22 protein-coding genes are annotated in these 26,335 nt (G+C 59.9%); 6 read left to right on the top strand and 16 right to left on the bottom strand.

The genetic code is table 11. The features are described from left to right. Positions 1-51 precede the first annotated feature (51 nt). Together WJS89_RS09515 and WJS89_RS09510 are read right to left on the bottom strand one after the other, a co-directional pair. Entirely contained in the window at positions 52-3,447 is a 3,396-nt protein-coding gene (locus WJS89_RS09515; protein ID WP_346340699.1) for a VPA1269 family protein, read from the bottom strand. Then, on the bottom strand, positions 3,444-4,406 hold the full coding sequence (locus WJS89_RS09510) for a site-specific integrase (RefSeq protein ID WP_346340698.1): 963 nt from the start codon (positions 4,404-4,406) through the stop codon (positions 3,444-3,446). Before WJS89_RS09510 ends, WJS89_RS09515 begins: the two co-directional genes overlap by 4 nt. A gap of 706 nt (positions 4,407-5,112) precedes the next feature. On the opposite strand from WJS89_RS09510, the gene WJS89_RS09505 reads away from it, so the two are divergent. Continuing rightward, positions 5,113-5,250 carry a hypothetical protein gene (locus tag WJS89_RS09505; RefSeq protein ID WP_346340697.1) on the top strand — a complete coding sequence of 46 codons (138 nt, stop codon included), beginning with the start codon at positions 5,113-5,115 and terminating at the stop codon, positions 5,248-5,250. After that, the gene (locus WJS89_RS09500; protein ID WP_346340696.1) at positions 5,250-5,549 is read left to right on the top strand and encodes a HigA family addiction module antitoxin; all 300 of its coding nucleotides are present in this window, start codon (positions 5,250-5,252) and stop codon (positions 5,547-5,549) included. Before WJS89_RS09505 ends, WJS89_RS09500 begins: the two co-directional genes overlap by 1 nt. A gap of 402 nt (positions 5,550-5,951) precedes the next feature. Here the strand turns inward: WJS89_RS09500 and WJS89_RS09495 are convergent, their stop codons facing one another. The 5 genes from WJS89_RS09495 to WJS89_RS09475 are packed head-to-tail and all read right to left on the bottom strand — an operon-like array spanning position 5,952 to position 9,791. Then, on the bottom strand, positions 5,952-7,127 hold the full coding sequence (locus WJS89_RS09495; protein WP_346340695.1) for a sensor histidine kinase: 1,176 nt from the start codon (positions 7,125-7,127) through the stop codon (positions 5,952-5,954). A 1-nt stretch (position 7,128) separates the two neighbouring features. Next, a complete protein-coding gene (locus WJS89_RS09490; RefSeq protein ID WP_346340694.1) occupies positions 7,129-8,142 on the bottom strand; it encodes a SpoIIE family protein phosphatase in 1,014 nt (337 codons plus the stop codon). Beyond that, entirely contained in the window at positions 8,127-8,546 is a 420-nt protein-coding gene (locus tag WJS89_RS09485; protein WP_346340693.1) for an ATP-binding protein, read from the bottom strand. Before WJS89_RS09485 ends, WJS89_RS09490 begins: the two co-directional genes overlap by 16 nt. Beyond that, positions 8,524-8,904: an STAS domain-containing protein gene (locus WJS89_RS09480; protein ID WP_346340096.1), complete on the bottom strand. Its 381-nt coding sequence runs from the start codon at positions 8,902-8,904 to the stop codon at positions 8,524-8,526. Before WJS89_RS09480 ends, WJS89_RS09485 begins: the two co-directional genes overlap by 23 nt. Next, positions 8,901-9,791, bottom strand: a complete 891-nt coding sequence (locus WJS89_RS09475; RefSeq protein ID WP_346340692.1) for an STAS domain-containing protein — start codon at positions 9,789-9,791, stop codon at positions 8,901-8,903. The genes WJS89_RS09480 and WJS89_RS09475 overlap by 4 nt, the downstream gene beginning before the upstream one ends. A gap of 360 nt (positions 9,792-10,151) precedes the next feature. Here WJS89_RS09475 and WJS89_RS09470 point away from each other — a divergent pair, with 360 nt between their 5' ends. Beyond that, complete coding sequence (locus tag WJS89_RS09470; RefSeq protein ID WP_346340691.1) at positions 10,152-11,057, top strand: alpha/beta fold hydrolase; 906 nt, start codon at positions 10,152-10,154, stop codon at positions 11,055-11,057. After that, positions 11,054-11,548, top strand: coding sequence for a hotdog fold thioesterase (locus WJS89_RS09465; protein WP_346340690.1), 495 nt, complete (start codon positions 11,054-11,056; stop codon positions 11,546-11,548). Before WJS89_RS09470 ends, WJS89_RS09465 begins: the two co-directional genes overlap by 4 nt. Here the strand turns inward: WJS89_RS09465 and WJS89_RS09460 are convergent. From WJS89_RS09460 to WJS89_RS09450, 3 genes are read right to left on the bottom strand one after another with little or no spacing between them, the layout of a single operon-like run. Next, positions 11,478-12,938 carry an efflux transporter outer membrane subunit gene (locus WJS89_RS09460; protein WP_346340689.1) on the bottom strand — a complete coding sequence of 487 codons (1,461 nt, stop codon included), beginning with the start codon at positions 12,936-12,938 and terminating at the stop codon, positions 11,478-11,480. The genes WJS89_RS09465 and WJS89_RS09460 overlap by 71 nt on opposite strands. Before the next feature lie 10 nt (positions 12,939-12,948). After that, a complete protein-coding gene (locus WJS89_RS09455) occupies positions 12,949-14,520 on the bottom strand; it encodes an MDR family MFS transporter (protein ID WP_160734468.1) in 1,572 nt (523 codons plus the stop codon). After that, positions 14,517-15,644 carry an HlyD family secretion protein gene (locus WJS89_RS09450; protein WP_346340688.1) on the bottom strand — a complete coding sequence of 376 codons (1,128 nt, stop codon included), beginning with the start codon at positions 15,642-15,644 and terminating at the stop codon, positions 14,517-14,519. The genes WJS89_RS09455 and WJS89_RS09450 overlap by 4 nt, the downstream gene beginning before the upstream one ends. Before the next feature lie 125 nt (positions 15,645-15,769). Between WJS89_RS09450 and WJS89_RS09445 the strand changes: the two genes are divergently transcribed. Together WJS89_RS09445 and WJS89_RS09440 are read left to right on the top strand one after the other, a co-directional pair. Beyond that, positions 15,770-16,261, top strand: coding sequence for a MarR family winged helix-turn-helix transcriptional regulator (locus WJS89_RS09445; RefSeq protein ID WP_054523095.1), 492 nt, complete (start codon positions 15,770-15,772; stop codon positions 16,259-16,261). Continuing rightward, positions 16,212-17,852, top strand: coding sequence for an ABC1 kinase family protein (locus WJS89_RS09440; protein ID WP_346340687.1), 1,641 nt, complete (start codon positions 16,212-16,214; stop codon positions 17,850-17,852). Before WJS89_RS09445 ends, WJS89_RS09440 begins: the two co-directional genes overlap by 50 nt. Before the next feature lie 399 nt (positions 17,853-18,251). Here WJS89_RS09440 and WJS89_RS09435 read toward each other — a convergent pair whose 3' ends face one another. The 6 genes from WJS89_RS09435 to WJS89_RS09410 are packed head-to-tail and all read right to left on the bottom strand — an operon-like array spanning position 18,252 to position 25,956. Beyond that, positions 18,252-19,199, bottom strand: coding sequence for a cation diffusion facilitator family transporter (locus WJS89_RS09435; RefSeq protein ID WP_346340686.1), 948 nt, complete (start codon positions 19,197-19,199; stop codon positions 18,252-18,254). Then, a complete protein-coding gene (locus WJS89_RS09430) occupies positions 19,196-19,834 on the bottom strand; it encodes a cation diffusion facilitator family transporter (protein WP_346340685.1) in 639 nt (212 codons plus the stop codon). The genes WJS89_RS09435 and WJS89_RS09430 overlap by 4 nt, the downstream gene beginning before the upstream one ends. Before the next feature lies 1 nt (position 19,835). Then, positions 19,836-20,201, bottom strand: a complete 366-nt coding sequence (locus WJS89_RS09425; protein ID WP_346340684.1) for a SpoIIAA family protein — start codon at positions 20,199-20,201, stop codon at positions 19,836-19,838. A gap of 22 nt (positions 20,202-20,223) precedes the next feature. Beyond that, positions 20,224-23,487, bottom strand: a complete 3,264-nt coding sequence (locus tag WJS89_RS09420) for an efflux RND transporter permease subunit (RefSeq protein WP_346341200.1) — start codon at positions 23,485-23,487, stop codon at positions 20,224-20,226. A gap of 58 nt (positions 23,488-23,545) precedes the next feature. Next, complete coding sequence (locus tag WJS89_RS09415; protein ID WP_346340683.1) at positions 23,546-24,691, bottom strand: efflux RND transporter periplasmic adaptor subunit; 1,146 nt, start codon at positions 24,689-24,691, stop codon at positions 23,546-23,548. Positions 24,692-24,702: 11 nt separating this feature from the next. Beyond that, positions 24,703-25,956 carry a TolC family protein gene (locus WJS89_RS09410; protein WP_346340682.1) on the bottom strand — a complete coding sequence of 418 codons (1,254 nt, stop codon included), beginning with the start codon at positions 25,954-25,956 and terminating at the stop codon, positions 24,703-24,705. Positions 25,957-26,335: the final 379 nt, after the last annotated feature.

Here is a 26,335-nt window from a genome sequence, read left to right as displayed (position 1 = left end):
TCGTGTTCGACCCTCGCTTGCAAGAATGCGCGGAGTTCCGAACGCTTCCGCCTAACCATTTGTCGCTATTCCGAGGGAGATTTCCGCATTTCGGTTCGTTTTCGCACGAAGCAAGTTTTGGACTACGGCGCGAAGGCCTTCGATAACGTCAAATCTGACTTTGCCGGAAATGAGATCTTCCACTTCATCCGAGCTAGTGAAATTCTCTGAAAGGAGATTCCCAAATTCGTCTAGCGCTGCCTCTTTTGCCGCATCATCCAGTGAATAAAACAGATCGGCCACGTCATTGGAAGCGGCTATCTCGAGAAGTTTTTGATCCCGATATAGTTTTACATCAGCTGGAAGATCCAAGTTTGCGCTCTGTCTCGCCGCCTCTTGCACAAGTGTATGCGCCATTTCGAGCTCATGGACCTCCTTCAACTCGACGTGCGAGCCCTCTTTGAGATCGACTACGGCGTTTTTTGTCCTGTCGACCTCGCTTGATACGTTTATCATCCTCTCGCACTCATGAACTGTCTTTTGCTCGACGCACCACTCGTCCAAGAGGTGGTCACGAATATACTCTTCTTGCCGAGCCTGAGATCGCAGAGCTGACACTGACCTCCCCTCGTCCTCAAGCGCTTCGACCTCTTCGTAAAGGGCGCGGATCTTATTCGTGGACGATTTGATCTCCCACATGAGTAAATTGGCACGCTGTACCAGTCCGTTGAGAAAGGCGGGACCAGTAACTCGATATCTGCAGCTCGAACAGGCTCTTGGTCGCCAGGTGGGACCGTAACGTCCCGGCATGATCCTTTTGCCTCCAGTCTCGCACTTTCCTCCAGGACAGATGCCGTGGGCGAAGATGTCTACAGGCAGCCGCGCGCTTTTGTGCGACGCCAAAAGTTCGGCGCCTGCGAAATCTTTCTTGGTTCTGAGAGTTACGAGGTCACCACCCAAGTTTGCAGACCAATCGCCCTCCTCATCTGAGCTTTCTAGCATCCTAAGCTTTCGTCTCTGCAAGGCCTCAGAAAGCGCTGAGTGAATTTTGTGATTAGAGACATCCTGATAATAGAAGGTCATGAGCGGGGTCTTGTGACCCGCGAGCATCTGCACAACGGACACCGGGACGCCGTTCTCTAGTAGGGTAGTAATCATTGAGACGCGGAGAGAGTGTATGTCGAACCGCGCTTTGCCCGATGAGTCAAATAGAGGATACTTATGTCCAAGCCTTGCCTCGAAAATCGGCTCACAGTGCCTTAGCAACCCCTTCCAGTAATCGAGCAGGATGGACGCGGAGATCGGCTGTCCCATTTTATTGTTTGGATCTCGAGCAATCGGAAATGCGGCACCCTTTGAAACTCTAAATTCATCATGCAAATTAGGATTTAGTATTATTGGGATTGGCTTCGAGAGATTTCCGTATTTCTTTTGAAATTGTTGTAGCTTCTCAATGACGGGGGGAATGCTCTGATCGACCCACGGCACCTGGTAAGGGCCAAATTTTGCGCTGTTGATCCACATGCCTAGGACGCGGGTTCTCTTAAACCCACTCACCTCGCATACGCGAAGAAATCCTTCGTTTCGGCCTTCGATTGCTATATCGGAGACGTTTCTCACAGGGGATAGATCCTCTGGATCGTAAGTCCATTCGTCCCCTTCGCCGCTGTCGAGCCATCGCGCGGAAGCGCCGCGCATACCAGATGTCAGAATGATGTGTATCAATACCGGGGCAGCGGGAAAGAACATCTCGCACATTCTGCCAGTATCGGGATCGATGACCTTTCGCCAGTTTGTTTTTTTCCGTTTTCCAAAGTCCCGCGCAAATGCAAAATCATCGCGGAGGTTTTCTTCAATCAGAATTTCCGCAATTTCCATCGGCAATGCAGATCGAGACGAGGTTGACCGGGCACGACGGGCTTTGACTGGGGTGTCCGAATGATCGATTGGGTTTGCGAGATCATTGTAAGCGCCAGCGAGTGAAGCTAAATCCCACGCCCTTCTGAGTGTAGGCATAGCATTTATAGAAGCTCGATAATTGGTCGTGGCACACTTTGCTACAAAATCATGAAATTGCAAATCGTCGGTTCTTCGGTCGTTCCGGATGTGTTTCAAGCGAGTGATCTCGCGGAAATTTTTGGGCGGGTCTTTCAAGGTTGTAATAAATAGGAGCCAAAGGTTCAGGGCATCTATTTTTGCCTGGGGATGCTCCACGTTGAATAGTGGCAGCACCGCCTCCAGTTCATCTGCCCAGCCAATGATCTCTTGCGAGAAGGACGCCGGTGCATCGCAGCCGAAAACTTTTCGAAAGAGTCTTGTGTTCTTTCTCGTGGGTCTCCTCACCCAATCGAAGGGTCTCAGTCCAGTCGATACTAAACTCTTGGCCAGATAAAAGGCATGGGCGTCCGGATGCTTATTTGGCTCAAACTCATATTGCCGCAGCTGCACGTCCCAGATCCGATTTGCGGCCCAGGAGCGGTGAGAATTCCCCTGCTGATTCTCGAGGCGCACCCGCTTGTAGGCGAGCAGTGGGCCGGCGATCGGTTTCGCAGCCAGAAAAAAGTTAGACGCGAGTGCCAATTCCAGCGCTGCGTGAATTACCATGGGATCGCTCGAGGATGGTGCATCTCCTCCATTATGAAGGGAGAAAATTTCCTCAACGAAGACCCACGACTTTCGGGGAACTGTCATCCACGCCTGTACAGGTCGTAGCCAACGCGGATAAATGTTTCCAGAATTCCGAGCGACTGCGTCTGGCAGAATCCACACGCCTTCCCTGACAAGAAATGCGGAGAACCACATCGGAGCGAGCCATTTGAGATTGTCGCACCGCTTGCCAGCTTCGCTATTCCCAGTCATCGCATTTTGGCTCGCGAGCCTCGCAAAATTATTCAGAAGGCCATGGACGTCGGAGGTATTCTCGACAGCCTCTCGCGCTTCAGCCAACCCAAGTCTCGTTCCCTGCGGGCAGACCAGAATCTCGTCTAAATTGGCGCCCATTGCCAGGAGCTTCTGCACAAAAACAAGCTGCTTCTCTTTGCTCGATGCCCGCACGATTTCTGGAAGCGTCGCGTCGCCTCGATACCGCTTCTGCGAGGCAAATTTGAGTGGGATGATGTTTGCTCTTGCGGCCGCGATCACTGCTGGCCGTTGCGCTATTCTTTGGAAAGTCGGCATCTCGCTGAAATTTTTGGGGCTCACGCCCCATATGGTTCCAACCTGTTGATCGTAATGTCGTTTATTGCTGCCCAGCCATCCGAATTGCTGCACCACATCGACGTAGTCCATCGTCCAAAGTCTAGCGATGCATTGAAGCAGTTCGTCTTCGAATAGCTCCCAATACCTCAGAATTTCCTTTCGGGAAGGAAGCCGCAAGACTGCGGTGAACTCACTATCATTGTAAAAGTGACCGGGATCGTTCGGAAACTCGGTCAAGCCGCAATTCTCGATCGGCTCGAGGCGCGTCATGCCGCGCGATGCCCATTCGCAATCGACGATCGTATTTCGGCGCTGATTTTGCCGTAGGCTTCTTGGCTGACAATCGAACGATGCCGAAGTGCGATCTGCAACTGCTTATCGCTCAAGCCGAGATCGCGCAGCTGAGAAACGTATAGGTGCCGCAAGCCATGAAGACGCCGGCCTGCTTGTGACGGACGGAGTCCGGCGCGCTCGCAAGCTCGGTAGAAGGCCTTCTTAGCCATTGCATATGCAATGGGTTCGCCCTGTCCAGCGCCTTTGGCCATATTCACCCACAGATATGGATGCATTTCGCTTGTGCGATTTCTTGAATGCAAGCTTCGGACTTCAGCATAGTCGCGAGCGAACGACGCCGCTTCGGCAGGATCGGACCAGAACATTTCGGAGATATGTAGGTCACCATCTATCTCTAGCATTCCCTTCCATCCGAGATGTCGATATCCGCTTATTTGCGTCCGCGGTGCTAATCCGTAGCGCTTTCTGAGATGCTGTTCCCGATCCACACGCGTGCGGGTGAAATTGCCCAAGTATTTCGATTGTTCTGGATGCGCGAGGATGGGCACGATCAGTTCTCGGTATCCGCCCGGCATTTCGGAAGGGGGCAACACGTCACATTGCCACATGTGCAAGGCTTCCGAAATTCGGCATCCGCCAAAAGCCAGCAAGCGCCAAAGGGCGCGGTAAGCTGGATTTGGCTCACGGGCGATCAGTTCACGAGCATCTTCAATGTTGATGGCTCGATCGAGCGAAAACGATGCACCGCCCGTATCGGTACTTCGACGCGAATTTTTATCGAAATTAAATGACAACTCGGTCACTACACAAAATCGCTTGAAGCATGCCGCCGTGCTTCCAACAATCGAATTCGCTCTCTTCCCTTGTTCCGATCCAAAATGTTCTTGCAGGCGTGTTGCTGTTTCGCGATCTACCAATCCTTCCCCGGCAGCCATCTTAAAAGCTTCGCAAAGTAGGCGCGCCTCATTCCTCAAGGTACCGTGTGAAATTGGCGACCAACCTAACGTCACCAATTCTGCAATGTCGGCGGTGCCGCTTCTTCTCAGGTGCAGATACGCCCCGACGAGGGTAATCCACTCTTGGGGCCATGCAGTTCGTAGGCTCGATACTATCATCAAGTCGTGAAGTCGGCCGAGACATCTTAAAGTATCCAGAGCGTTGCGTCTCTTCGCACCAAAGTTTGCAGGATCAACGAGTAGATTATTGAAGGGGTGAACGACCGCTCCATCCCCCGTCTCTATGAAAAGAACCGGCTGTGACTTGGCCCATGCGCCGCGCCCAAAACATTGCAAAACGTGGTGGACACTAAGAGGAGAGTAAGTAGCTCTTTCATGAACAACATTCGTTGACGACATTCTAGCCGTTCCCTTTGCACCGAATCTAATTCCATCAACTAATACCGATTCTTTCTATTTGTCAATATTAGGCATGTCCGGGACAGAAAGTCTTAACCTTGTTGCTACTTTCCCTGACGTACAAGGTTTTTAACTATGATTTTCCATAAAGATGCAGAACGTTCTCTCTCGCTAGTCAAATTTGTGGAAAATTCTGGTTCTTCGCTGCCGTCATTTTATGCAGAGGCTGGAGATTAATGTGGGTCTTCGAAGCTGGAATTGGCCTGCAACTTGCTAAGAATTGTCCGTGCCGGCGAACTTTCATGCGCTCACGGGCGACCGCGCTGGCGACTATGCCATGACGGTCACCAAAAACTGGCGGCTCACGTTCACCAAGGTCGCCGAACAGACGATCGCCGACCTCCATCTGGAGGACTGCCACTGATGGCCATTCAGCTTCCTCATTCGATTTCGGCGCACCCTGGAGGGTTTGCGAAGCGCAACTTCATCGAGTATCGCCGCATCGCTGTCGCGAGGCTCGCCGATCATATCGACGTGTCACGCGGCAACGTCTCCAAGGTGCTGAACGAGCGAACCCGCATGACCGCTGACATCGCGCTGCGCCTGGAGGGCGCGCTCGGCGTCAACGCCGGCACGCTTATGCGCATGCAGGCACGCTGGGACGAGAAAGTCGCGCGCGAAACATTGACGCGCGAGATCGAACCGATGGAAGAGATAGCGTGAACACGAAACCAAACAGTTTGATACGGCTAACTATCTCGGCAGCGCCGCTGACCAGGCGCCGTTGGCCGATGCACGGACAAGAAGAGCCAAAAACCTCCGGAGCATCGTTGCCGTCATGGTTTCACACTACACTAATGCACTAGCTTTGCTCATCATTCGGATTAAGGGGAATTTCTCCATGTTTACCAGCTAAGGCTGCTTTCAAGCGCATCTCCGCCATAACCAGACCGTCGCAAAAGCACCCAACTCGATCATCGCATGGGCTATCTCGTTTACACCGAGAGGATCGACGGCTTCTGGGCCGATAGCGGAACGTCCGCTAATTTTCCGAATGATCAGCGAAGCAGACATTTGGTGTTGATGGACGCACTAATGGCGCGAGTTGCTGGTCAGCGATTGCGTTCATTCCATTGGTTTCGCAAACGAGGCGGGGAACTCGATCCTCGCGAAGAATCCATCGTCCGATCCTGTCGACAGGGTAGCCGCCAGACGAGACGTCAGCGCCCGGATCATCTTCCAACCCAGCGAGTCCGATTTTTCGGGCTTCACCTCATCGGCGAGACCGACACCATCGTCCTTCACCAACAGCACCCATTTGGGTTCGCTATTGCCGTCATCCTCGTACTCGAAGGTGATTGAAATCCGGCCCGTACTCCGTCCGGTGAAGGCGTGCTTGTAGGCATTGGTGATCAGTTCGTTGACGATCAGTCCGAGATCGACCCCCGCGCTTCCCGAGACGTTCGCCGCATCGCCAAAGACGTCGATCGAGATATCGAGTTCGTCCGACGAGAATGCGGCCGTCGCATGCTTGGCTACCTTGTCGAGGATCGGCAGCAACGACACGCGGTCCGCCATGCTGGAGCGTTGAAGCTCCTGGTGGACGTTCGCCACCGAATGGACCCGCGCTTCGAGTTCGGTCATCGCCGACCGGGTCTCGTCCGACGTCGCTGCGCGTTTGCTCAGCTGGATGAACCCGACAATCAGCGCGAGATTGTTGCCGGTTCGATGATGCACCTCGGCGATCAGCAATTCGCGCTCGGCCATCGCTTCGGCCAATTCGCGGTTCTGGCGCGATAACTCCGCCAGCGGGTCGGTCTTGCTCAGCCCCTCGATGTTCTGACGAATGCGCGCGGCGAGATCGTTCCGATCGATCGAGGCGTTCGGAAGATGGAAGGCCATTTCTACCCTCGTGCCCTCCGACGTACTTTGCAGGTCGAACCTGTCGGCAAGGCGCTTCACCCCCGAGAGCCCGAGCCCCAAGCCGGACGATCGAGCGGAAGATGCGGCACTGTTGAGCGGATGGCGATTGGTATCGAGTTTCGTCCGGTCAGGAAGGCCTTCGCCCTGGTCGACGATCCGGACGACGAGCAAACAGCCCATCGAGTCGCTCCGCAACAGATAGTGAGCTCGGCCGCCGCCTGCGTATTGCAGGGCGTTTCGAGCGATTTCTAGGACCGCGGTAACGGCCCGCGTTTTGGCGAAATTCTCCAGCCCGCATGTCTGGGCGATCGTACCCGTCACCTGCCGGATCCGCGAGATGTCCGTTTCGGCGGCGATCCTGACGGTCAACAGTTCCATGTCACAATGTCCTCGCGTGTGACGCCCGAGCAACGAGAATGCTCGCATCGTCCCGGCCACGTACGAAGCGGGCGAGCAGGCTTGCGGCAATGACGGGCGCGCTGCGCTGCATCAGGCTTGTCAATTCATCGAGGGTGCGCAGCGTGGTGAGGCCGTCCGAATGCATGAGAAGGACGGTGTTGTCGCCGATGTCCACGGTTTCCTCGTGTGGGCTCGAGCGACGCCCGCCGAGCAGCCCGTCGCGGACCGCAAGCCGGCGGATGGTCTTGCCTTGCACGAGGATCGAGCTGACATTCCCGATCCCGGCGTAGCGTAGAGTGTTGTTCGATCGGTTCATGGCGACGACGGCCCCGACCGCACCCCGTGTTCCGGCGATCGCGTCGGAAATCTGTGTAAGGATATCCGCAGGGTCCTTCCCGGTCGCCTCGAAAAAGGCCTTGCGGGCCGCCAGGGCTGCGATCGCGGCTTTCGCCCCGTGACCGAGTCCGTCGGCCAGAAAGTAGAAGCATTCTTCGCCAGCGGACCGGGCGGCCACCACATCGCCGCATCGACGCTCGCCAGGGTAGGCGAGCTTGAGTCCGGCATGGTCGCACGGATCGCTCGCGCGCACCGCCTGCCGCCGGAACTCCGCCGCCACAACGGTCTCGCCCGGCTGGCTGAAGATGTCGATCCGGTCGGCAAGCCGTTTCATCGCGCCGAGACCGGTCCCGGGAGAACCTTTGGTCGTTTCTCCATCGCGCATCATCCGGTCGATCCGTTCGATGCCGGGCCCCTCATCGTAGCCGACGATATGCAGGCGCTCCAGCGAGGGTGCGCCGAACACCTCGACCAGCAACTGTCCACCGCCGCCGTGGCGCAGCACATTCTGGGCGATCTCGGTCGCGACGATGGCGGCATGCTCGACCTTGATCGAGTTCAGCCCGATCGCGTTGGCGGTCCGCCGCGCCCGACGCCGCGCTTCGGCGACGGCACTGGGTTCCTGTATTTTCAGCCAGCCGATCATCTCAGCTTGCACGAACCGACCATGCGCACCGTCGTTCCTTCCCCGGCGATGCTCTCGATCTCGAATGTCTTGGCCAGTCGTTTGGCGCCGCCAAGACCGCGGCCCATGCTGCCGCGCCGTGTTGTGAAGCCATCGACCATCGCTTCTTCGAGGTCTGCTATGCCATTTCCGATATCTCGGCAGATAACGCCGATGTGACACGCGTCGGGGAAGACGAACACGTCGAGCGTGCCACCGTTGGCATGGGTCAGCGCGTTACGCACCACCTCGCTGACGGCAGTGACGAAACGCGTCTGCATGAGGTCGCTGCTCCCGTTCGACTTCATCGCTTCGGCGACTTTCGAGCGCGCGCGAACGACGTCCCGATCGCTTGCGAGTTCGACGGTCGCGACCTTACGAGCCTTTGCGAAGTCCATCGACCAATCCCGACTGACGCATCTTCTCGAGCGCATGGGACAGGGTGAGCGCGGTTTGATTTTCGGGCAGATACATGCCGAGTTCCACCAGGGTCATCGCAACTGCCGGGCGCATTCCGACCACATAGGTCTGCGCATCGAGCAACCGTGCGATCGACGTCAATTGCGCGAGGACGCGTCCGACGAACGTATCGACGATTTCGAGCGCGGAAATGTCGACCACGACCCCGCGGCACTGCGTCGAGGCGATCCGGCGCGAGAGCGCGTCCTGAAGATCGATGATGTCGCTGTCGGTGATGTCGCTCGTGATCGACACTAGCAGCACCCCCTCGACGGCGTAGATAGCGGCCGCGTTCATTTTTTCGAAGGTTCGTTGCCGTCGATCGGTCTAATGGCGACGCCCACCGCCGTGAGCGCGTCCATCAAGGCGCTCCGCAGCGAGGAGCGCGTCCGCACTTCTCCGACGTCAACGCCCAGTTCGACCATTGTCTGCGCGATCTTGGGGCTGATCCCGCTGATGATGCAGCGCGCGCCCATCAACCGGACGGCAGCAGCGGTGCGCAGGAGGTGCTGCGCGACCTGTGTATCCACCGTCTTCACACCGGTAATATCGAGGATCACCACTTCTGCCTGTCGCTCGACGATCGCCTGCAGAAGATTCTCCATGACTTCCTGCGCGCGCAGGCTGTCGAGTGTGCCGATGAGCGGCAGCGTGAGCACCTTGTCCCAAAGTTCGACCACCGGCGTCGAAAGTTCCATCATCTCGTCGCGTTGACGCTCGATGACCTGCTCGCGTTCCTGGATGAAGACCTCGTTGGTGTAGATAGCAAAGGCGTCGATGGCCTTCGAAACCAAGAGGATTTCCTCAACCAGCTTTTGCGGGTCGTCATCCAGCTTTTCGGAAAGCCGCTCGAACAACGGCGTCTTCAGCGCTAGGACAAGCGCTGCCATTTCGCCAGGACGCACGCCGCGCTCGACGCGCTCATGGGTGATTTCCGAGAGGATACCACGCAGGTCGGCCCAGCTTTCGTCTTCTAAGTCGAACTCGCCTTCTTTCGAAGCATCGCGCACGCCAAGCCGAAACGACCGGAGGAGGCTAGCGGCCTGGTCGCGCTCTTCCTTTTCAGAAAAGAGATCAATTCGCTTGGCCCCATCCTCGTCGGCCTGCTCGATCCAATCGCTCAGGATCCCCTCGGCATCCTCTTTGAGGACCTCAAGGGTGATTTCGAGAATCTTGTTGGGCATTGGGTTCTCACTCGCGATTATCTGGTGACCAAGCCCAATAGGCTCGCGCCATCATTGTCAATGACGGGCATTGGGATTGGTCGATATTCGAACAGCTTGCCTGATATTCAGGTGCGAGGGTCGGACTGGCGGAAAATGAGCCGGAAGCGGAAAGGCAGCTTTTATATCTTTGAGCGGATTATGCGGACAGCGACTGCTGACCGAATCGCAAGCCGGTGCATTAGAGAATGGTCTGGAGAAACCCCTCTTGGCATAGACTTTTGCCGTCGTTGAAACGCCCCTGCAGGACAGTCAACACGGAGCCGAGAGCCACAAACTAAATCGGTTTACTATTTAGCGCGCCTTTCTTACCATCCAGAGATGGCGAGAGAAACCTTTATGATTGAGGGCGCAGGCGCGATTTCTCTTACAGCCGAGGCTGAGGGGGATGCCTACGCCATACCCGTCCTTCTTGCGCACGGCGGCGGGCAGACACGGCGCGCGTGGAGAAGGGTGGTCAGCGAGCTGGCTCAAGCCGGCTTTCGCGCAATCGCCTTCGACATGCGCGGTCACGGAGACAGCGATTGGTCGCCATGCGGAGCTTATGAAATGCGCGACTTCGCGGCGGATCTGGTCGCTGCAGCGTCGCGCCTGGACCAGAAGCCAGCGCTGGTCGGCGCTTCACTGGGCGGGCTCGCCGGACTGATTGCCGAAGGGGAGCTTGCTCCAGGTAGCTTTGCTTCGCTCACATTGGTCGACATTGCCCCGCTTATGGAACCCAGCGGTGTGATGCGCGTGGTTGGTTTCATGGAAGAGCATGTCGATAGCGGCTTCGCCTCACCAGAGGAGGTGGCCGACGTGATCGCTCGCTACATGCCGCATCGTCCCAGGCGGGGCGCGAGCGATGGTCTGAAAAGCTATCTGCGGCAGAAGCCGGATGGGCGCTTCTATTGGCACTGGGACCCTGTGTTTATCCGTAATATAATGTCAGCCAGACAAGGCGACCCAGACAGCCAAGAACGTCAATCGGCAATGCTGAGCCAAGCTGCGGCGAATCTCACGCTTCCGCTTCACCTCATCCGAGGCGGCTCTAGCGACCTTGTTTCCGAAGAGGCCGTTTTGCATCTGCGACAACTCGCCCCCCATGCAGAATACACCGATATTGCCGATGCCACGCACATGGTCGTGGGCGATGCGAACGATGCCTTCTCCGCCGCTATCGTCGATTTCCTAGGGCGCCATCACTCATCCGATACGGCTCAGCCACAGGGGACGAGGGAGCTATGATCGATCGAGAGCGCTTGCAGGAAATGCTGCATATCGCGCCGTTTCACCGATGGCTTGGGCTGGAGATTGCAACATGCTCCGACCAGGGAATCGAGATCACCATGCCTTGGCGCGAAGAGATCGTGTCGAACCCTATGATTGGGTCGGCGCATGGAGGGGTCCTGGCTTCACTGGTCGACCTCACCGGGCTTTATACTCTGCTTGCGGGGGGCGTCGCGGCGAGAGCGACGGCCGATCTGCATGTCGATTACCACCGTCCTGCAACCTCAGGACCTCTCACTGCTCACGGACAGATCGTGAAGATCGGGCGACAGATTTCGGTGGCGGAAACCCGGGTTCTCGAGCCCGACGGCAAGTTGGTCGCCAGCGGCAGGGGCGCTTACTTCTCGTCAACCGGATCAATTGATCAGCGCGGCGGGACTATTGATCTCGAACAGGCTCTTGCCACCCAAGGCCCAGCGACTTCTGCAGCGCAATCCACGACAGCGTAAGGGCGCCTCTTGCCCGGACGAGGTCTCCTGAGGCCTGCTGCTGTTCTCGCAGGGCCCGGTTGAGGTCAGCCTTCGAGATCGCTCCTGCGGCAAAACGTTGGCGGTTCAGGTCTGCCGCGACGTCAGCCTGCTTCTTGATTTGCATACTGGCAGCGAGCGCAACACGCTGCTGGCCGAAGCGAGCCAAGGCACGTTCGGCGTCTTGCAGTGCCAGAAGCACCGTCTGCTGGTAATTGGCGACTGCTTCGTTGCGCGCTGCCCCGGCTTGGTCGATCGCAGCGTCTACCCTGCCGAAATCCAGAAAATTCCACTGGAGGCGCGGAATCGCGAGTGCGGAGAAATCGCCGACATCGACAACGTCGTCCAACGAGGATCCGCCGAGGCCCAGGATCCCTGTGAAGGACAATTTCGGGAACCGCGCCGCCTCGGCCACCCCGATCCGCGCCGTCGACGCGGCAAGAGACCGTTCGGCCGCCCTTATGTCAGGCCGACGCGCCACCAGGTTTGCCGGATCGCCGATCGCGACCTGCTCTGGCGGCATGGGAATGGAATGCGCAGTCGTGAGCGCTGCATCAACTGATCCCGGCACCTGTCCGGTCAGTATAGCGAGTGCATCAGACAGGACTGCGATATCCGCTTCAGCTTCGGCAAGTTGTGACTTGAGCATCTGCAGTTCGGCATTCGCGGTGCCTACCGGGAAAAGCGGCAATGCACCGCGCTGATAGCGTTGGTATGTCAGCGCCAGGATCTCTTCCTGCAACGAAATCTGCGCCTCAAATTGTTCTGCGCGGAATTGGGCCTCCCGCAAATTGACGTAGGTGCTGGCCACTTGGGCAGTCAACTGGACCTTTGCGTCCTCTGCATTGGCCACCGTTGCAGCAGCTTGGGCATTGCTGGCTTCAATGCGCCTGCGCGAGCCACCGGCGAACTCCAGCTCCCAGTTGGCGTTAAGGCCCACATTGAAAAAGCTGAGCGAGTCATCGGTTTCTGCGTCGGAATTGGTTTGCTCTGACGGGGGGGGCGCCCCGCCTTGAATGTCGAGACCAGGAAGCCGGCCCTGCACGGTGGTGGCCTGTGCCCCAAGCGATGGCATTCGACCCGCACGGTCTTGCCTGATGGATGCCCGTGCCTGGGCAATGCGCGCCTGCGCTGCGGCGAGCGAAGGGTTGCCGGACAGCGCAGCCTCCACCAGCCGCGTCAACTCGGGATCGCCGAGCAGCAGCCACCATTGAGCGACAACCGGATCAGATGCGCTCACATCACTGCCAGCGCGCACAAAGCGAGTGCCCGTGTCTGCTGACACAACTTCCGGGGGGCCTGCATAATCGGGCCCTGCCGTGCATCCAGCTAGCAAGGCGATAGTGATAATCGGAGGTAGCAAGTGGCGCATCGTGTAGGGCTCAGTGCATCGAAAGGGAGACATTTTTTGGAAGCGGCCTCAGGAAGAGGACCAGCGGAACCGTCGCGAGGGTCAGAATCCCCATAACCAGGAACACATCATTGTAGGTCATTATGAACGCCTCGCGTTGGAGGGTGCGGCTCAGGACGGCCATCGCCCCCTCCATGCCGCCGAAGTTTCGCGCCAGCCCGTCGAGATAGTCCTGTAGCGAAACGCTGTTCGCATTCAGGGTCTCTTCCATCCGCCGGCTATGATGCCAGATCCGCTGGTCCTGGAACGATGCCAGTGCCGAAAGAGCGAAAGAGCCACCGAGATTGCGGGCCGCGTTGAAAATGCCCGAGGCATCGCCCGCGTCTTCCTTGGCCACCGACGCAACCGTTGCCTGATTCAGGAACATCATCGCAAGTATCATTCCGGCCCCGCGGATAAGCTGACTTTCAGTGAAGACAGCGCCGCCGGATTCGGCGGTCAGACTCGTGCTGACAAAGCAGCTGATCGCCATCAGCAGCATTCCGGTGCCGACGGCAATGCGGATGTCCACCTTGCGGATCATCAGGGGCAGAACCGGCATCAGGAGAAAGGCCGGGACACCCATCCAGAAGATGACCAGTCCCGTCTGAAAAGCATTATAGTCAGAGATGATCGCGAGGAACTGGGGGATAACGTAGGTTGAACCATACATCACCATGCCCAGGGCGAGCGCCATGATCGCGACGCTGGCGAACTGTCGATTGAACAGGAGCCGAAGTTTCAAGACCGGCTTGCGTGCTTTCACTTGTCCGTAAATCAAACAGGCAAAGCCGATAATGGTCACCATCGTTAGCAAGCGAATGAGAGAGGATTCAAACCATTCCTCGCGGTGGCCCTCCTCAAGGACGACCGTAAGTCCGCCCAGCCCCAAGATAAGCCCGACAATGCCCGCCCAATCGGCGTCCGTGAGATATTCCCACTTGGGCTTCTCGTGAGGCAGCCCGATAAACAGCAAGAGCAGCAGGATTGCGCAGACTGGCACATTGACGAAAAAGGCATAGTGCCAGCTCAGGTTCTCGGTCAGCCAGCCGCCGATCAATGGCCCCATCACGGGGCCAAGAACCACAGTCATGCCGAACAGGGCCATTCCGATTGGCTGTTGGTGCGGCGGCAATCGTTTAGCCACAATAGTCATTGCGGTCGGAATGAGGACTCCGCCCATGAAGCCCTGGCCCGTTCGGCCAATGATCATGGTCGTAAGGTCGGTGGCTACACCGCATAGCACCGAAAATGCGGTGAACGCGCTGACCGCGATGATGAGGAGGGTTCGCAGACCGAACAGCCGTTCCAGCCAAGCGCTCAGCGGAATGACGACGATTTCAGCAACGAGAAATGACGTAGCAATCCAGGTGCCTTCGGCGCCTGTGGCACCGATCTCGCCCTGAATGACGGGGAGTGCGGAATTGACGATTGATATGTCCAGCGTCGCGAGCATGGCGCCGAGCGCGCCCGCGGCCACAGCGACCCAGGCAGTCACGTCTGCGTTCTTTCGGCTCCCGGCCGGCCCGATCGAAGTGTCCTGCGCTGCCAGTATCTCGGTCATTGAGTCCGACTCGAGATCTCTTCCAATTCGCCGGCAGCATTCCGGGTGTCGACCGTAGCCACTACCGACATGCCGGGAACGAGCAGACGCCGCACTTCAGGGGGAGCATCGATAGCGATGCGGACGGGTATCCGTTGAACGATCTTGGTAAAGTTGCCGGTGGCATTTTCGGGGGGGAGGATGGAAAATTCCGCGCCCGTTCCCGGCGATATGCTGACCACTCGTCCCGCGATCTCAAGGCCTGGCAGGGCGTCAACTTCGAGCCTGACGCTCTGGCCGGCCCGGATGAGGCCGACCTGCGTTTCTTTGAAGTTCGCGGTCACGTAGATCGCGCTCACCGGAACCACCGTCATCAAACGTTGACCCGGTTGCACGAACTGGCCCACCCTCACCGAGAGATCGCCGACGCGGCCGGCCTTGCTGGCGCGCAGCAAGGTCGATTCAACCGTAAGGTCGGCTGTTTCCAGCTGAGCGCGGGCAGCGTCCGCCTGCGCCTGGGTCTGGCTGATCTGCTCGAACAGGGTCCCCCGGCGAGCGGTCGCGGCAGCCACCGCCGCCTGCGCAGCGGCGAGTTCGGCCCGCGCCTGCCGCGCCTGCGCCTCATACTGGTCTAGCTTTTCCCGCGGTTCGGCTCCTGTCGTGGCAAGGGGCCGATATCGCGCCACCTGGTCGTTCGCGAGGTCCAGTGCTGCGCGCGCGGCGGCGAGTTGGGCCCGCGCCTGGCGAATGGCTGCATCCTGTTCGGCTACCTGAGAACGGATTGTGTCGGCACCGGCCAGGGTCGCAGCGATCTGCGCGCGCGCCTGTTGCGCTTGCGCCTGATAATCCCGCAAATCCAGTTGTACGAGGGCTCCGCCGCGAGCAACCTGCTCGTTCTCCCCCACGAAGACCTCTTCGACGTATCCCGCTACCTTGGAAGAGATAACGACGCTGTCGGCAGCGACATAGGCGTTATCGGTCGACTGCATGTACTGTCCGTAGGTTACGTGCCGGTAGTACCACCAGATCCCGCCAAGCAGCACGGCAAGACCAACGATGATTAGCACGATGCGCAAGCCACGCCGCGATTGCGGTTTCGTTGGGGTTGTGCCCTCCTGCTCCGGTTGGTTGGAGTTATCGGTCATCTGACTCTTTCGGCAGCCTCAGTAAAAGGTGAACGCGTCTCGCGCCCTATGAGCCGTGAGTCAAATAGTAAAGGCATTTAGCAGTTTGCATTTGGGCATCCGAGGCTATCCGACTACACAGCGCTATGGATGAAAAACCAGATACCATGTCACGGTCTCAGCGTCGGCAGAAGGTCATCACCGATAATGACCGCATTCTCTATCTTATGGACGAGATCAGTCGCGGCGCGCGCAGAGTGTACGATGCGAGGGTCGCCAGGATCGGTCTCAATCAGACACAGTGGAGGATCATCGGACAACTTCTTCGCGATCCTGCCCTTACGCAGGCTGAAATCGCCAAGAAACTGGAACTGGAATCGGCGACCATCGGCCAGGCGGTTGCAGGTCTTTGCGCACGCGGGCTGATGAAAAGGCTTCGAGCTGAGACGGATCGGCGAGCGTGGCAGCTCATCCTCACGGAGCAGCTTGACGATCTGCTGCCCGAACTGAGAGGCTCCGCGGATAGGCTTCATGATCTGCTTTGGCGCGACATTGCCGCCGACGAGAAGCGAACGCTGCAGCAGATTCTTGAAAGGGTATCGGAAAATCTGGACCAACACCGTGCCGAGGCTGAATAAAATCATGGCATCGCCCCCGGAAAAGCCTATCGGCAGCATCGCTCGCGCCGCGGAGATTGGCCGAATCCTAATGAGGCACGGAGCGAAGAATCTCGCCGGAGCCCTCGGGTTTATTCCCTCTTCGAACAATGTCATCGACCCTCGCGAATTTCGCCCGGCCGCAGTTGTCGCGTTCCTCCGTGACATCGGGCCAGTCGGCATAAAACTGGGGCAGATCCTCGCCACCCGAAGCGATCTGTTCACCGAACACTGGATCACGGCATTCTCAACCCTGCACGATCAGGTGTCGCCAGTGCGCTTCGCAGATATCGAGCCCGTACTTGCTTCAAGCTGGGGTGAGGACTGGCGGAACGACTTTGCGCAGTTCGACGAAAAGCCTTTGGCGTCCGCCTCGATTGCACAGACCTATTCCGCCGAGCTAAGGGACGGTAGCAAGGTCATCGTGAAGGTTCGACGCCCGGGCACCGCCGCGCGGATGGAAGCCGATGTGCGTCTGCTTGTGCGTCTTGCCGAGATCGCAGAAGCACGCTCTCCTGACATCGCGCGTTACCGGCCAGTCGAGTTTCTGCGGACCTTCGGCCGCAATCTTGCCTGGGAGATGGACCTCGCTGCGGAATCCCGAGCCTGCGAGCGGATCGGCGCATATCTCGATACCATCGGCGTCAGGACCCCGGCCATCCATTGGGAACTGACCGGGCTGCGGGTGAACGTTCAGGAACGCCTGTACGGCAGGCCCGCGTCTTCGCTGGGCAGCCCATCGGGCGACCCGCGGGTGGCGGCTTTCGCTAAAAGCTATGCCAACGCTGTCCTGCGGATGATCATCCTGAACGGCGAATTTCACGGCGACCCCCATCCGGGTAACGTCTTCCTGATAGGCGAGCAGGATGTCGGCTTCATCGACTTCGGATCAGTCGGGACGCTCACCAAGGCCAGGCGCGACGAGATCGTCCGCCTCGTGCTTGCGATTGCTGGTGAGAAAACCAGCGATGTCGCGAATGTCCTGCTCGCATGGGCGGGGGAGCCGAAGGTGGATCGCGATGCGCTCGCGGTGGATCTGGATCAGTTGATCGGAGAGTTCAGGGGAACCGTGCTATCTGGCATCGAGTTCTCGCAGATTTTTTCCCGCGTTTTCGACCTGTTGCGGGATTATCGACTGGTTCTGCCACCTGATCTGGCCATTCTTCTGCGTACCTTGTTGACTGCAGAGGGCTTCGTCCGATCGCTGGCACCGGACTACAACATCGCCGAAGAGACCCGGCCGATCATGACGGAGCTTCTCGCCGAGCGGTTCTCGCTCGGCAGCGCTCGGTCGGGTTTGAAGAAACTTCGCGGTCAGCTGCTGGGGTTGTCGGCGTCCTTGCCCGACATACTCGCCACTGCGAACTCGATCGCAAAGTCAGGATATGTGCCGGTTCAGCTCGATCCGCTCAGTATCGAGCAGCTCGCTGGACTTCGCAATGAGCGGCAGTCCTTGAAAGGCCCTCTAGCTGCCGCATTGATCGTGGCTAGCGCATTGCTTGTCGATCAATCCTGGCTTCTGGCTGGCGGCGCGCTTGTGATTGCTGGGGTGGTGCTCATCCGAAAGTCATAATGGAGGAGCAACTTAATTCGTGCACGGTCACGATACGGCAAAGCCGAACTTAACGAGGATTTCATGCGCCTCACTTCAGCGACCAAGACGCATCGCGAAGAAAATTTTTCGACCTATTGCGATTGAAGGCTTATTTTCCTCAATCAGACGAAACTTTGGAACGGCAGCTTTCAGGCGTGTCCTCGCCTGACTTTATGGCCGCTATGAGGGCGCATTGCTGACTGACTGAAAAGGGGCCGACAGCTGTCTGTCCGCTCTTCGGCTCATGACTGCAGATTGCGGACACGAAATGCTTGGCATTACGCGATGCCAAACGCCTGGAATCTAGTTCTCGCCGGCAGCTTTCCGTTTTTGCGCGGAACGTCCCGTCCTACAAACTCGAGCGCCCCGTCGCCTTCCTCAGAAACTTCCAGAATGCCCGGCTTGGGCTGTCAACCCTTCGTCGCAGTCCGCTGCTAGGCAAGCTTCCAGCGTTGCATGCTCGATGTTGAAACGAGAGGAGAGGCGCGGTCGGACCGTTCGCTTCAGTTCTTCGAACCGTTCGATTGACGGGTGGGATGACACGATGTGCACTTCGAGAGCACGGCGGTGCTCCCCCAAGTTCCACACGTGCAGATGGTGGATGCTTTCGACCCCATCGATCGCCTCGAGTTCGTTCGCGATATCTCGCAGTTCGACGTCATCGGGCACTGCACCCATAAGCAGGCGGACGGTGCGCGGCATCAGCGACCCCCCCTGCCAGATCACATAAGCTGCGATGATGACAGTGATGACCAGATCGGCCACGTAGAGATCGTATAGCAGGATCAGAACCCCGGCCACGATTACCCCGACCGAGGCCATGGCATCCGACACATTGTGCAGGAACGCCGCCTTCATGTTGATGCTGTCGTTGGCGCCGCGGTGGGTGATGAAAGCGGTCACCAGATCGATCACCAATGCCACGCCCGCAACGGCGATCACCGTCCATCCTTCGATTGGTTGCGGATCGGCGAAGCGGTTTATCGCTTCCACGAGCAGATAGAAGCCGATGATGAGCAGCGTCGTCAGGTTGATGAGCGCAGCGACGACCTCGCCCTGCGCATAACCGAACGTCATCCGTCTGTCGGCGGGACGCCTGCCGATCCTACGGGCGAACCACGCGAGGCCGAGTGAGGCGGCGTCACTGAAGTTGTGAAGGGCGTCGGCAATGAGAGCGAGCGAACCCGAGACTATCCCGCCAACGATCTGAGCGAGCGTGAGCAGGACGTTGATCGCGACCGCGAAGATCAGCTGGCGATCGCTCAGGTTCTCCTCGCCGTGGCTGTGGCCGCCATCCCCGCCGCCATGATGGTGGTGGGCACTCATCGTCGGAACTGGTCGCCTTTCTCGTGCTCGGTCCCTTTCTCGTCATGGATGTCCATATGGGCATCACGCATGATCTGGATTCCGCCATATAACGCGATGCAAGCCACCGCGATGCCCACCACCAGATCGGGCCAGTTGGCGCCTGTCAGCATCACGATGATCCCCGCGATGATGATCCCGCCATTGGCGATGAAATCGTTGAAGCTGAAGGTCGTCGCCGCGCGCATATTGACGTCCTTCCCTTCCGTCTTCTGAAGCAGGCGCAGGCAGATCAGGTTCACGACCGCCGCGACCGCCGCCATCGCCAGCATCATGAAACCGCCCGGGTCCGAACCTTCCAAAAAGCGGCGGATCGCATCGAAGATCACGCCAGCGGCAAACACCAGCAGCATGATGCCGGAGAAGCGGGCCGCTCCCCGCTTCCATACACGCGAGCGGGTCAGGGCGAGGAGGCTGAGTACATAGACGATTGCATCGGATGAATTGTCGAGGCCGTTAGCCAGCAACGCGTTGGAATCCGCAAAATAGCCGACCACAAAGAAGCCGATAGCGATCGCCACGTTCAGCCAGAGGACGATCCATAGCGTCCGGCGCTTCCCCGCCGAGCCGAGGTCGATGTCGTGATTGCCGCTCATGCTATTTCCTTTCCTGATCCGCCCAGTCTTCGGCAGCCCGGCGTTCGGACGGGTCGAAGAACTTCATCTCGGCGCGGAAGAGTGGGTCGAAGATTTTCGTGCCCCATTCCTCCCACTTGCTGTCGCCGAGGATGGCGATCCGGCCGAAGCTGTCCTTATGCCGGACATCGAACTTAAGGTCGCGCCAAATCCCCCCGAGATCCCATCCGGAGAAATCGGGGGCAAGCTCGATCACCATCGGGACAGTGCCCGGCTCGCGCTCGGCGATACGTTCGAACTGGGGAACGAAGCGGTCATAGTCCTCAGTCTCGAGCCTACCTCCGGCGCGTATTCGAAGCAGTCCATTCTCTTCGTTCAATGCCAGCATCCTGTTCTCCTTTCGCTGTCAGTCATGCGATTTCCGTCAGCTCGCGGCGCTCATCGCTCGTTACGTTACGGCGCAGTCGGTCCCACCACTTCTCGCGCCAGCTTCGCTCGTCGTCGGATCGGTGCAGTACGAGCCGCGCGATCGCGGGCAGGACGAACAGCGTGAGCGCGGTCGCCGTGATCAGACCGCCAATCACGACCGTAGCCAAAGGACGCTGCACTTCGGCCCCTGTTCCCGTCGCAAGAGCCATGGGCACGAAGCCGAGCGAGGCTACCAACGCGGTCATCAACACCGGTCGCAGACGCGCGAGCGCGCCATCGGTGATCGCCTCATCGAGAGGCAGTCCCTTGTCGAGCCGCTGGCGTATCGCGGTCATCATCACGAGCCCGTTCAATACCGCGACACCCGATAGGGCGATGAAGCCCACGGCGGCGGACACCGAGAACGGCATCCCCCGTAAGGCAAGCGCGAAAACCCCGCCTGCCAACGCCATCGGGATCGCACTGAAGACCGCGAGTGCCGGAACCCACCCGCCGAGCGCCATGTATAGGAGCAGCAACACCAGCGCGAAGCAGACCGGAACGACGAGGGCGAGCCTCGCCTGCGCAGCCTGGAGGTTCTGGTATTGCCCGCCCCATTCGATGAAGGATGCGGCCGGCAGTTCGACGCTTTCGGAGACGCCTGCCCGGGCCTCCTCGACAAACGACCCGAGATCGCGTTCGCGCACGTTCGCCGACACGATCACCAATCGGCGACCCTGCTCCCGGCGAACCTCCGCGAGACCATCGACCACCTGGAAATCCGCCAGCGTGCGAAGCGGGACCGTGACCCCGCTTTCGAGGACTATAGGCAGAGCGCCGAGCTGATCGAAATCGTCCCGGGTCGCATCGGCAAGCCGCACGACGACATCGAACCGGCGGTCACCCTCGAACACCAGCCCGGCGGGGCGGCCGCCCAGCGCGATGGCCACGGACTGCGCGACCTCCTCCACGGTCAGACCATAGCGGGCAATCGTCGGTCGATCGAAGGCGATGTCTAGCGTGGGGAAGCCGGTGACCTGCTGGACCTTGACGTCGGCAGCACCCTCGACGCCGCGAAGCACCCCGGCCACTTCTCCGGCTGACCGGGTCAGCGCCGTGAGGTCGTCTCCGTAGAGCTTGACCGCTACGTCGCCGCGAACACCCGCGATCAGCTCGTTGAAGCGCAGTTCGATGGGTTGGCTGAACTCGTAGAGGTTGCCGACCAGACCGCTGAGCGATTCCTCCATCTCGGCGACGAGTTCGTCTTTCGACAGGTCGGGATCGGGCCACTCTTCGCGCGGCTTCAGGATGACGTAGGCATCGGACGCGTTCGGCGGCATCGGATCGCTCGCGACCTCGGCCGTGCCGGTGCGCGAGAAAACCAGTTCTACTTGTGGGAAAGCCTCGAGCTTGTCCTCCACCTGTCTCTGCATGGCGAGCGAGCGTTCGAGCGAGGTCGATGGTATCCGCAGCGACTGAACCGCGATGTCCCGCTCGTCGAGCTGCGGCGTGAACTCGCTGCCGAGAAAGGTAAACATCAAAGCTGCTACGGCAAACATCCCGGCACCCGCCCCGATCACCGGCCATGGGCGTGCGATGGCACGTCGCAGGGCCGGGCCATAGCGTTCCTTCGCGATCCGGACCGGCTTGACCTCCTTCTCGGTCAGCTTTCGATTGAGGAGCACCGCGATCATCGCCGGGACAAAGGTCAGCGACAGCACGAAGGCGGAGGCGAGCGCCAGCATGACCGTGATGGCCATGGGCGAGAACGTCTTGCCCTCGACCCCCGTGAAGGTGAGCAGCGGCGCATAAACCAAGAGGATGATCGCCTGACCGTAGACGGTCGGCTTGATCATCTCCTGGGCAGCCAGCCGTGTCTCCGTCAGCCGTTCGCCGAGGCTGAGCAATCGACCTTCGCGGTGCTGCCTGGCGGCGAGCCGCGCGACGCTGTTCTCGACGATGATAACTGCGCCATCGACGATTAGGCCGAAGTCCAGTGCCCCGAGGCTCATCAGGTTGCCCGAGACACCAAGCCTGTTCATTCCCACCGCAGCCATCAGCATAGACATCGGAATGACCAATGCGGCGATGATCGCTGCCCGGATATTGCCGAGCATCAGGAACAGGACGGCGATCACCAGAAGCGCGCCCTCGACGAGGTTCTTCTCGACCGTGGCGATGGTCGCATCGACCAGCGACGAGCGGTTGTAGACGATCTCGGCGACCACTCCGGCAGGGAGCGAGGCGCGGACTTCTTCCAGTCGCTCGGCCGAGGCGGCAGCCACGGTGCGGCTGTTCTCGCCGCTGCGCATCAGGACCGTGCCAACGACCGCTTCCTCGCCGTTGAGCGAGGCAGCGCCGGTTCTGAGGTCGCCGCCGATGCGCACCGAGGCGACATCCCCGATCCGGATCGGAACGCCCTCGCGGGTCGCGACCATTGCCTGTTCGATGTCCTGGGTGCCCCCAAGCCGCGCATCGACGCGGACGAGCAAAGCCTCTCCGGCACGATCGACAAAGTTGGCGCCTTCGGCGAGGTTCGCCGCTTCCAAAGCGTCGATCAGGGAGTCGAACGACAGGCCGTAGCCGGTGAGACGGGCGGGATCGGGCTGGACGAGGAACTGCTTCTCATAGCCGCCGATCGAATCCACCCCGGCAACGCCGTCAATGGAGCGCATGAGCGGAGCCACCACCCAGTCCTGCACCGTGCGAAGATAGGCTGCCTTGGCGACTTCGGTACCGAGGCGCTCGCCGCGTTCGGTGATGAAGCTCCCGTCCGCCTGCCAGCCGGTTCGACCACCCTTGGGCGCATCGCGACCTCCCGGATACTCGTATTCGATCGTATACATGAGCACTTCGCCCAGGCCCGTCGAGATCGGCCCCATCGTAGGCTCGGCGCCTTCCGGCAGGGAGGCGCCGATCGGGGCGAGCCGTTCGTTCACCTGGCTGCGTGCGAAGTAGATATCGGTGCCTTCTTCGAAGATCGCCGTGACCTGGCTGAAGCCGTTGCGCGAGATCGAGCGGGTCATCTCGAGCCCCTCGATCCCGGCAAGCCCGGTCTCGATGGGAAATGTCACCTGCGTCTCCACCTGCGACGGGGAGAGCGCGGGCGCGCTGGTGTTGATCTGCACCTGCGTGTTGGTGATGTCCGGCACCGCATCGATGGGCAGGCGCAAAAGGTTCATGGCGCCGTAGATCGCGGCGAAGACGGTGAGGACGATGACCGCCCAGCGGAACCGCACGGCGATGTCGAGGATGGCCCCGATCAAACCGTGGCGATGGCTGGCCGAACCGGTGTGGTTTCCCACTTCGGGCGTGGGCCGTGTCTCAGTGACCATGTTCGGCGCCCTCCTTCCCGAGTTCGGCCTTGAGCAGGAAGGCGTTGGCGACAGCGATCCGCCATCCCTCCTGGAGGCCGGAGAGAATTGTCACCATGCCCGTAGACCGAGTTCCGACTTGGACCTCGCGGACCTGGAACCCGGTCTTCGTCCGGACAAAAACGACATCGCGCCCCTCCACCACCTGGATAGCCTCCTCCGGCACCGCGATGCGGTCACGGTCGATCTCACCCGAAGGTCTGATCCGCGCCTGGAGAAACGCGCCCGGCTGAAGGCCAGGAATACCGCGCGACAACGACAGGACCGCAGTGGCACTGCGGCTTTCCGGATCGAGAGAAGGCGTGACCGAACGCACCCGGGCGCCAATTTCGCGGCCATCGCTGACGACCAGCACGGCCTCGTCACCAGGCTGGATGCGGGAGGCTTCAGCGGAAGGGAGCGCCACCTCGATCTGAAGCCCGTTCGGATCGACCACGCTGTAAAGCTCCTCGCCGGCGTTCACGAAGGCTCCGAGCACAATGGGTGCCGCGGTGATTCTGCCGGCCAGAGGAGAGGTGACTGCCAGCGATCGCCCATCACCGCTGACACCGGCTGCTGCTACTGCCGCCTGCGCCCGTTGCAGTTCCGAACGCGCTACGCTGAGATTGGCCTGCGCGGCTTCCAGGTCCTGGCGGGCGGTGACGTTTGCTTCGAACAACCGCCGTTCGCGTTCGTAGGCGGCCGACAGCTCGCCCACCCGCGCACGCGCGGCACTGAGCTGCGAGGCGAGAGCCGCAGCGTCCGCGCTTTCGATCCGGGCGACGGTCTCGCCGCGTGACACATAGTCGCCGAGCGTCTTGCCAACGGAGCGGACGACCCCCGAAGCGCGAGCGTCGATCCGTGCGGAAGCGGTGGGGCTTGCAGCGACCGTTGCCGGGAAGACGAGTTCGACAGCGGCTCCAGAACGCACTGCCGCCACCTCTATCCCGGCCTCGCTGATCTGCTCGTCGCTCAGCGTGACCACCCCCTCGGGTGTCTCGGCCGCCGTCTCCTCCTGCGCATGGTCGTCGACTTCGGCGGTCGGCCAGAAGATCAGCGTCAGCGCGCCCATTGCGATTACGGTTCCGACGAGGATCGCCAGCTTTTTGCGTGTCATGGATGTATCTTTCATTGTGCGGCCAGCCCGATCAGTTCGGCTGCGGCCAGGCCCCTCTGCTCGCGGGCTGCGATAAGCGCCTCGCGGATCGTGTCGCGCGTCTCGGCGGCAGCGAGAACTTCGATCAGGGGGAAACGTCCGTTTCGATATCCGATGCTCACGAGGCGTAGCGCCTCCTCCGCCTGCGGGAGCGATGTCTGCGACAGGGTCTCGACGCGCGCTTCGGCACCAAGATACTTCGCCCGGGCGCTGGCGACCTCCTGCTCGTAGTCCGCGAGGGCTACGGCTTCGCGAGCGTTCGCTGCCCGCAACCGAGCCTCGGCAGCCGCAACGTTGCCCTGGTTGCGATCCCGAAAGGGAAGCGGGATCGAAACACCCACGAGGAAGGCGTTATCGCCGCTTTCCCCGAAGCGCCGCACACCCGCGGAGACTGTCGGATCCGGAATACGCAGAGTTCGCTGCCGCTCAATTTCCGCCGCAGCAGCCGTGCTTTCGGCACGCGCGACCCTGTAGGTCAGACTTTCCGTCGCCTCGGCCATAAGGGAGGCGGGCGGGAGAACATTCGGAAATTCAGCTGGAACGAAGGGCGCTTCACCGCCCGCCCATAGAGCGGCGAGCGCAGTTCGAGCCGACAGGCTCTCCGCCTCGGCCTCGACCAGATGTGCGCGCGCTTCGGCGAGGGCTGCATCCGCTCTCAGCGCGCGCAGAGGCGGCTCGCGGCCGACTTCCACGAGGACGCCAGCTATACGCGCCAGTTCTTCATTGCGCGCGACCACATCCTGCGCAAGTTCGACCCTGGCAGTTGCGGCAACAGCCGTGAGGTATCGCTCGCGCACCAGTTGGCCGAGTTCGACCGTGGTCAGATCGGCCCTGAGGGATGCGAGTCCCGCCTGGGCTTCAGCCGCACCGACACGGGCGGAGCGTTTGCCGCCTAGTTCGAGACGCTGTCCTACAGAGAGTGTATACTCGGTCGCCTGAAGGCCGGAAAAAGCCCCGCTGCCAGCGAGGTTCTCGACCTCGAAGGACACTTCGGGATTAGGCCGGAGGCGAGCCTGATCGACTAGCGCCGCTGCCGCCTCGGATTCCGCGCGGGGACCCACGAGGCGAGGGTTGGTGTTGGCGGTATCGGCCTCAGCGGCGACCCCGCTGAGTTCGAGGGCGTCGTCGAGCGTGACGACACGCGGATCCTGCGCGCTGGCAGGTCCCGTGGACAGGGCGAGTATCAGCCCCCAGACGGGGGCTGCTCGCCACGATATGGCGAACATTGATGGGTATTCCTCTGGTGACGTTCAGTTAGCGTCGGAGAACAGGTCCGACGCGCGGCGAACGTCAGGCGCGAGGAGGGGGCGTTGCCAGTTCGGTCAGATTAGACGCAAAAGAGGGCTGGTCGCCAGCGCGCAGGCCGCTGATGACCGACCTCAAGGCAAAAGCGTCAGGCGACCGCACGACAGCCTGCGAAGCATGATGACAATGGCCATGAGCGCAGGCGCCGTGCTTCTCCGGGCCACGGTCATCATCGCCGGGCTCGTCGTGCTGCTCGAGCTGAGATGCTACCGGAGGCTCTCCCGCGCATTCAGCCGCTTCCGCCACCGGAGCCCACAGGACACCGAATGCGGTGCACAGCGTGATGAGCTGTAGCAAAAG

This window comes from Sphingomicrobium aquimarinum (assembly GCF_039655735.1).
GTDB lineage: Bacteria > Pseudomonadota > Alphaproteobacteria > Sphingomonadales > Sphingomonadaceae > Sphingomicrobium > Sphingomicrobium aquimarinum.
This window is presented reverse-complemented; position numbering and strand designations above follow the sequence as displayed.